General features: G+C 44.2%; 6 protein-coding genes and 1 pseudogene. All 7 read right to left on the bottom strand.

Annotated features, from left to right (window positions below; genetic code table 11):
- Positions 1-69: 69 nt before the first annotated feature.
- Positions 70-279 (bottom strand): regulatory protein RecX, encoded by a 210-nt coding sequence (locus tag ACFOHL_RS14755; protein ID WP_376921009.1) that lies wholly within the window; start codon positions 277-279, stop codon positions 70-72.
- 325 nt (positions 280-604) lie between these two features.
- Complete coding sequence (locus ACFOHL_RS14750; protein WP_376921008.1) at positions 605-1,936, bottom strand: 3-keto-disaccharide hydrolase; 1,332 nt, start codon at positions 1,934-1,936, stop codon at positions 605-607.
- Entirely contained in the window at positions 1,933-3,666 is a 1,734-nt protein-coding gene (locus tag ACFOHL_RS14745) for a GMC oxidoreductase (protein ID WP_376921007.1), read from the bottom strand. The genes ACFOHL_RS14750 and ACFOHL_RS14745 overlap by 4 nt, the downstream gene beginning before the upstream one ends.
- Positions 3,650-4,228: a gluconate 2-dehydrogenase subunit 3 family protein gene (locus tag ACFOHL_RS14740; protein ID WP_376921006.1), complete on the bottom strand. Its 579-nt coding sequence runs from the start codon at positions 4,226-4,228 to the stop codon at positions 3,650-3,652. The genes ACFOHL_RS14745 and ACFOHL_RS14740 overlap by 17 nt, the downstream gene beginning before the upstream one ends.
- Positions 4,228-5,700: a BNR-4 repeat-containing protein gene (locus ACFOHL_RS14735; RefSeq protein WP_376921005.1), complete on the bottom strand. Its 1,473-nt coding sequence runs from the start codon at positions 5,698-5,700 to the stop codon at positions 4,228-4,230. The genes ACFOHL_RS14740 and ACFOHL_RS14735 overlap by 1 nt, the downstream gene beginning before the upstream one ends.
- A gap of 114 nt (positions 5,701-5,814) precedes the next feature.
- A complete protein-coding gene (locus tag ACFOHL_RS14730) occupies positions 5,815-6,870 on the bottom strand; it encodes a helix-turn-helix transcriptional regulator (protein WP_376921004.1) in 1,056 nt (351 codons plus the stop codon).
- A gap of 147 nt (positions 6,871-7,017) precedes the next feature.
- Positions 7,018-7,419 (bottom strand): annotated as a pseudogene (locus tag ACFOHL_RS14725) (hypothetical protein); the annotation flags it as partial.

Here is a 7,419-nt window from a genome sequence, read left to right as displayed (position 1 = left end):
AATCTGCAATGCATCAAAAAAGCCTTAAAGTCAGCTGTCACAGAGGGTAGTAAATAGTGTTAATCCATCTTATACTCCACTGTTGACGACACTTTCGGCATAACGCAAATCAGACTGAATGTGCTTGTCCGTAAACTGCGACACGACATCCTCGGCAATAGCCATCGGAATACCCGTCGTACTAAGTTTCTGGATCAACTCTAAAACCGAATGTTCTCGACGCGACAAAAGTTGCGTAACTTTGTACCTTGCCTTTTTAATTTGTTCTTCTTCGTTCAATAAGTTGTGCCAACATCGATAAAATCTTAACAATAGTAGAAGAAATGATAGTCGAAATACAAGGGGCAGCGTGTCGTGCAGGCACCTAAGACAGAATGATAACCAAGAGAGATATGATAAGACGGGGGGAGGTAAGGCATTGCAAAAACGCTGCGAGTACATCCATGTACGCCTACACTTACTCCGTAATTACCCGCTGTTTTTGAATCTGAAACGCATCAAAAAAGCCTTAAAGTCAGCTGTCACAGAGGGTAGTAAATAGTGTTAATCCATCTTATACTCAACCTTGTATCGTAACTAGTCTTGGTTATTGGAATCAGCGCGTTCACAATGACAAGAGATGTTTAACAGTTCTGAGTGTTACAGAGCCACGTTTAATTGATAGGGTGATATCACTGTCAGCGTTATCACTAAAGGCACTTAGGGGCATAGTATGGCACTGACTATACTCCAACACCTTAACGCCATTTAGCCAATGTTGTGTACTTTCTGGTGTACTTTTAATTTCAAGCCATCGCCACGATTCTGAAAACAATACCCGCTTGGGTCGACCGGGTTCCGATAGGTTTCCAGCAGACATTACGTGAGTGAGATCACCCATAGTCTGAGTTTCAACTGGAACAGAATTTCTATCATCATTCAGGCGGAAAGACGCATTGCATGTGTAGTCTTTTCCGTCCTCACCTCTAAATACTACCGGATAGCGAATTTCACCTTGAGTATTGGGTAACATTTTAAAGTGAGTGATGAAATGAAAAGCCTCGCTGGAGTTTCCTGTAGGCAACAATGTAACCGACTGTCCTTCACTAACGGTAAGCGCATCAATGTGGAAGGTTTCTCCATCAATAGGGTTAACAATCGTCTGTTTTTCCCATCGATTTTTTTCAGGGCTAACTTGTTTTGTGAGTTGCCACCCTTTGTATGCTTCGACAGCACTTAACTGGTCAATGAGGTGACTACTAGAATCGGCATTCAGGTCAGAGGGCGTATAGTCGCTGTTCGTTGGGTTTTCAATGATTCGAATATTGCGCCATCGCGTGGCAAGACCGTCCATTGATGGGTCGTCTCCAACGCTGTGTACTTGTAGCCCAATATGACCTTTGGTTAAATAGTGATCGAACAAATAGCTGCATAAAACACCGTTTACAAAGGTTTTTTGTTCATACCCCTTAGCTTCAATACGCAGGGTATTCCACGTATCTTGGTGCCAGGCATTTTGGCACTCTGGGTTAAAAATAGGTGTGTGCCGCCATTCACCCACACCTTCAAAATATATTCCTCCGGTCCAGCTTCTGTTGGAAGGGTCTACTTCTAGCTGATATCCAGTTAGACCGTCATAGAATGGAGCTGTAGTTACTGAGCGAAATTGGATCCCCGAGTTTGCGCCATTTTTGTTGTACATGTCTAACTCGAGAATAAAATCGCCAAATTGATCTTTGGTTGTGAGATAACGGGTAGGAATGCCGGCGACCGTTCTCCCTACAATAGCGCCGTCTTCAACGGTAAATGGCACATTGCCATGCACTAGCATCCATTGTGATAGGTCATCACCGTTGAACAGTTGTCGCCATTCACTGTGCTTACCATATGAATTAGCGCTACAGCCATAGACAAAGCTGAGGGACAACAATAAAAATAGTCCAGTGAGTTGATTCATAGCTTTCCCTCTTGTAATAGATTGGCCGCATAATTTGCCGCCCTAGCAGTCAATGCCATGTAGGTCAGTGACGGGTTTTGTGTGGCGCAAGAAGACATACACGCACCGTCAGTGACAAAAAGGTTAGGGACGTCGTGGGCTTGGCACCATTTATTGAGCACGGATTTGTTAGGGTCGGCTCCCATACATGCACCGCCCATTTCGTGGGTGCGTGTACCTATTTGAATATGCTGATTTACGTCGGGGTGAAAACTTTGAACATTGGTGCAGCCCCCTGCAATAAGGATGTTCTTAGCATCTTCAGCTGCTTGAACAAGCATTCTCTTTTCGTTTTCTCGACCGTGAGCTTCAATGTGGAGTTGGGGAATGCCCCAAGCATCTTTTTTTGTGGTGTGTAAACTCACCTGATTGTCGAAATAGGGCAGCAGCTCACCAAACATACCTATGCCAATTCTCCACGGTAAGGGTTTACCTACTTCCCCTTTTACATTGGCACCAATACCAGCACGTTCGCCTGTGTGACCTTGTCGAGGCCGATTGGATCCGTCCCCTTGGTAGCCATAGCCCCGAATAAAGTCGACGTCACCTTGTTTTTCGTGTCGGAAATTAGGGATGTACACATTAGTAGGTCGGCGACCAAAAGAGTATTTGTCTTCAAAACCGGGAACGGTGCCATATGCACCCGCGCCGCCAAAATGATCCATAATGTAATGCCCTAGCATGCCACTTGAATTGGCAATCCCTTCGGGAGATCGGCGGCTTTTCGAATTCAACATGATTTGCAGGCTAGCTAAGGCTGACGCGCAAAGAAAAACGACTCTGGCATGGTAGGTTGTCACATTTTTACTGTGTTGATTGATGGCGCGAACGCCCACCGCTTTGCCTGATATTTCATCTTGAACCACGCTTTCAACAATCGCGTCTGTCACTATGGTCAGATTTCCCGTTTTTCGGGCGGCCGGCAAGGTTGATGATAACGAGCAAAAGTAGGCGCCGAACGTACATCCTTGTGAACACTGATTTCTAGCCTGACAGGGGCCACGCCCTAACTTTTGGTGGGTTGGTGTGGTTTCAGAGAGGTTGGCACATCGACCAATAATCATCTTTGCAGGAAGCTCAGAAGCATTCACGTTTTGCGCAACAAATTGCTCTGCCGCACTCATAGGCCAAGGTTTTAAGAATTGCCCATCGGGCAGAGAGTCTATGCTGTCTTTATTACCAGATATGCCTGCAAATTCCTCAACATAGTCATACCATGGCGCTATATCTTCGTAGCCTATAGGCCAGGGTATGCCGTGTCCGTCTTTGGCGTTCGCTTCAAAGTCTTTGGGACCCCAGCGATATGACTGTCTTCCCCATGTAATCGAACGTCCACCAAGTTGGTAGCCGCGCGTCCACATAAAGGGCTTGTCTTCTGGGTTTGAATAAGGGAAGTCTTTTTCGTCGACAAAAAATTGTGATACGTGGGACCAATAAGGGTAACTTTTTTCCTTTAAATCTTGGTATCTCCCCTCTTCTTGATATATTTCCGGCATCATGGCTCTGTTGTACATTTGCCAAGGCTGCAACATATCTGTGTATTCTTTGTCTGGATGGTCTAAATGGCGACCTCGTTCCAAAACAAGGGTTTTATATCCTTTTTCGCAGAACTCTTTTGCTGCCCATCCACCGGTAATACCAGAGCCCACAACGATAACATCGTAAGTATCCGTGTTAATTGAATCGGCCATATGCCCTCCCTTGCATCATTGTTGTATATTGCCCGTGCGTTAAATCGCCATGATATTCACCGGGCACAGGTACGTGATTCTCTGTGCCTTCTTCAGAGGTGTAGTAAAGCCTGAAAACAAGTGATTTCAGCTTTTTATAGTGGTTGAATATCGGGCTGGGTGGATTAGCGAAAGCATTTCTATCAAGGGCTTCTATCAATGCATACCTATTCGGGTGTGAAAGAGCCAGATAGTCGCTATCATGTGTTGAGCGACTCATGTCGTTAATAGATGATAAAAAGGCAGTGAACTCTGACTGTGTTTTCTTACTGGCCCAAGTGATCATCATTGCATCAAGTACGGCTGCCACTTGTGCATCTTGTGCTCCGGGTGTTTCTGTTCTGGGAATCATAATTTCAGCGATATCAGACAGCATTGTCAGCTGCGTGGCGCTAAAAAACTGCCCATTTTCTTGAATCACAAAAAGCTGATTGGTGGCAGATGTAAAACCGCTGATGCAAAGCGCGGTAACCGATACCAACGAACCTTTAATAAATAAGCGTCGATTAATGGTTTCTGGCATTACTGCGACTCCCTCTGTTGGATTACCCCTACTATCTGTGTGTCGTACTCGGTGTAGCTGGTATAGGTACCACGCATCCACAACACCACTCGCTTGGCGGGATGGGTGTTCTCTTGTGTATCCCACTTTGGAATGATGGGGCGAATATTATCTTGTGTTGAATTAAAGGTAATCGGACGCCAAGACCACTGGGCGTTGTTGTTTCGCTTACCGAGAAATAATTCCCAATGCCGCTTTCCGTCAGCTTGGCTAATTAATGGTTCGCCAGTGTCTGGGTTTGCATTTGTTGAGATAACCATAATGTTGGGATCATTAGGGTCTAATGCGGCAAGTCCGGTGTAATCTTGCTCGTACTCGTAAAGGGCGGTTCCTGCGTAAGCCACTTCCTCGGTATGCCATAGTTCACCATCAAAATGCGCGTATACATACCTGTGATCCAAACCAGGAAGCATCTCGCGTTCTTGATTGTTTTTTTGTACTGAGTAAATAGCATAAGGTAACCCGTCATCAGTGACTTCAATGTCTACTCCCCAGCCCACAGCGCTTGGCTTGCCTCGATGAATTACCGTAAGTTGGTGTGGCTCAATAAAGTTCTCGTCAGAGATATCCTCATCTATCAAAGCGCCATTGCTAGCGAATATTGAGGTGCCATCGGTAGTGCCATGATAAATTGAGTTGTCAAACACTCGTGGGTGTTGATCACTTGCGAGAAAGTGAACGCGACCAGCGCCTTGGGCATAACGCACGTAAGGTCGGCCGGGACCTCCAAGTAACTGCCCGCCGTAGCTCCATGTGCGGCCTTCATTCGCCGAAATCATTACATTGGGATCAAAGCCAACGGAGCGATTAAAGTTTAGGAGTAATGGCTTATTTGATGTATCAACTGCTTGATACAAATTGCTGTAGGTTACAGTATCAGCGTGCTCAAACTGAGTTACTGGCTGCCAAGTCGTGGGATCATGAGGGCGCTCACTGACGCGAAAATAGGTAACGGGCTCGTACCCGTGGTCTGCATAAGCGATAATATACCTGCCGTCAGAGCGCTGGTGGATGGCAGCCACATTGTGATCATCTTGGGTTAACCCTTGGTGAACTTTGACTTGACCCTTTTCCCCTGAAGCTAGATTTAGCCAATATAGGTCGTTGTCACCTTTTGCCCATGGGTGAATGTTTTCTCCCCAATTTCGCGCGGCATATTGGGACTTTTCGCGAGCGGAGAATGAAGAAACTAAGAGTAACGGCCCCTGGTGTGCTCCAGTATCAATAATGGCTCTTGGATCTTGAAACCAACACCATGCTCCATTGGGAAAGGTATGACCGCCACTTAACTGAAATAGAGATTCACTGACATAATTCGCTTGAAATTCAGAGCTGTCGCTCGACAAGGCCAGCGCTTTCCCCAAACACAACCCGTTAAGAGCAAGCCCCATTATTACGTTAAGTACTAATTTGTTGTGACTTTTTGTGTTCATCCAAACACTCCAAGAGACTGAGATGCGTTTGAATAGTATTTTGTTGAATGTAGTTAGCCTTAAATATTGTCTATATCGACTCTAAAATAGTCTTTTTCGTTAACTTTCAGTAATTTAGAGGTTGCTTTTTTGTTGAGAAAGTGTGGTTGATTCTTGGAATTGACCGGGAGATTGACCGGTGAATTTTTTAAACACCGTGCTGAAATAGTTTGAATTGTTAAAGCCTACTTCAAATGCAGTAACGGTAACTGATTGACTTTTTAAGAGTTGTTTAGAGGCGTTGATACGTATTGCAGTGAGATAGTGATTAACGGTTTGATTGGTGTCTTCCTTGAATTTCTTCATCAGGTTGCTCCGGCTAACATTACAATTGCGGGCAATTTCATTGATGTCTTTTATGTGTGAGTAATGCTGATGAATATACGCCTTGGCCAGAGAAACAGTGTCTTTGGATACCGTTTTGTCCACATAGGGTAGCTCAGGGGCTTGGGGTAAATGTTGCGACGTGTGCTCCGTGGGTGAGACATATTGATTTTGTTTGAGGTGGTGAAATACTGCTAGAAACCAACACAGTGCTACGAAAATTGCGCCGACATAGTTAAGCCAAAAACCATTAGCAATATGATGGCTGGCTATTTGGGATAGCGCCACAACTATTGCTCCAAGTATAAAAGCAGTTGTGATCAAGCTTTTTGGCTTCTTGTGTTCAAGGTACAAAATATAGGCAGAAGGCACTAGCAATGCACCTACTAGATATAGGGAGTGGGTGAACAAACCTAAGCTATTGTCTACAACAAAAGGAATGGCTTTTTGAACGTCAGTTGAGAATAAAAAGTTGTGGTTAGCCATGTCTTTAATAAACACAATCACTGTGCTTATTAACACCGCAACAAGATATAAGGCTATCTTAAAGTTAAGAGAAATATCTCGTTTAACTTGGCTTAAAACCAGTAATAGTAACGAAGGCACGCCAATACCAAACAAGACTAAAATTCTAGATAGTAGAATGTAGGTACCGGTTTCAAAGTCAGTGTAATATTGCAGTTGTAGCGCTACGAGGTAATAAACAAAACTCAGTAAAAACGCTACATGGAAGCAGAACCCTGATAGCACTTTTCTAGCAAATACGTAAAAGTACAACAATACCAATAGCATTAACTGGGCCGACAATAGTGGTGCCCAGTTAAAAAGTAATGTGTGAAAAGGAACAGAGATCACAACAAACCATAGCTAGAAATAGATGGTTTATTGTAAACAAAATACAATAAAACGTTAAGGCAAAGTAACTAAGCTACGCTATGGATTTTATTTAGCTCTCTATGGCTCCCAAATTTCGCCACACAATTCATTTTTCATGAAATTGTAGTAAGGGCTGTCTGGACGATGCAATCCGTGTCTGATCGCGTCTTGATGGTTTACTTCAATAAAAGGTGTTATTTCTGACTGCCCCTTTTCATCGAGAATAAAATAGGACGATGTATAGTCAGTCATTAGCAAGGCACCATCACTTTTGTCTTCAAACAGCGTAACTTTAGTAATGGCTTTAAAGTGAGTGATTTCAGCGCTTAAGGTCAATAACTTCTTATAAAAATATCCCTTATCAGATTGGCGCTGAGAAAAACTCGCCAGCAAATCTACCAGTGTTGTTCGGTCTATTGCTTCGCGCTGAAGCATAAAGTTGTGATATACCCCATTAGTATCTCTGCCAACGGTATAGGC

This window comes from Agaribacter flavus (assembly GCF_042646125.1).
GTDB lineage: Bacteria > Pseudomonadota > Gammaproteobacteria > Enterobacterales > Alteromonadaceae > Glaciecola > Glaciecola flavus.
The sequence above is the reverse complement of the archived record's forward strand: the minus strand, read 5'-3'. Positions and strand labels throughout refer to the sequence as shown.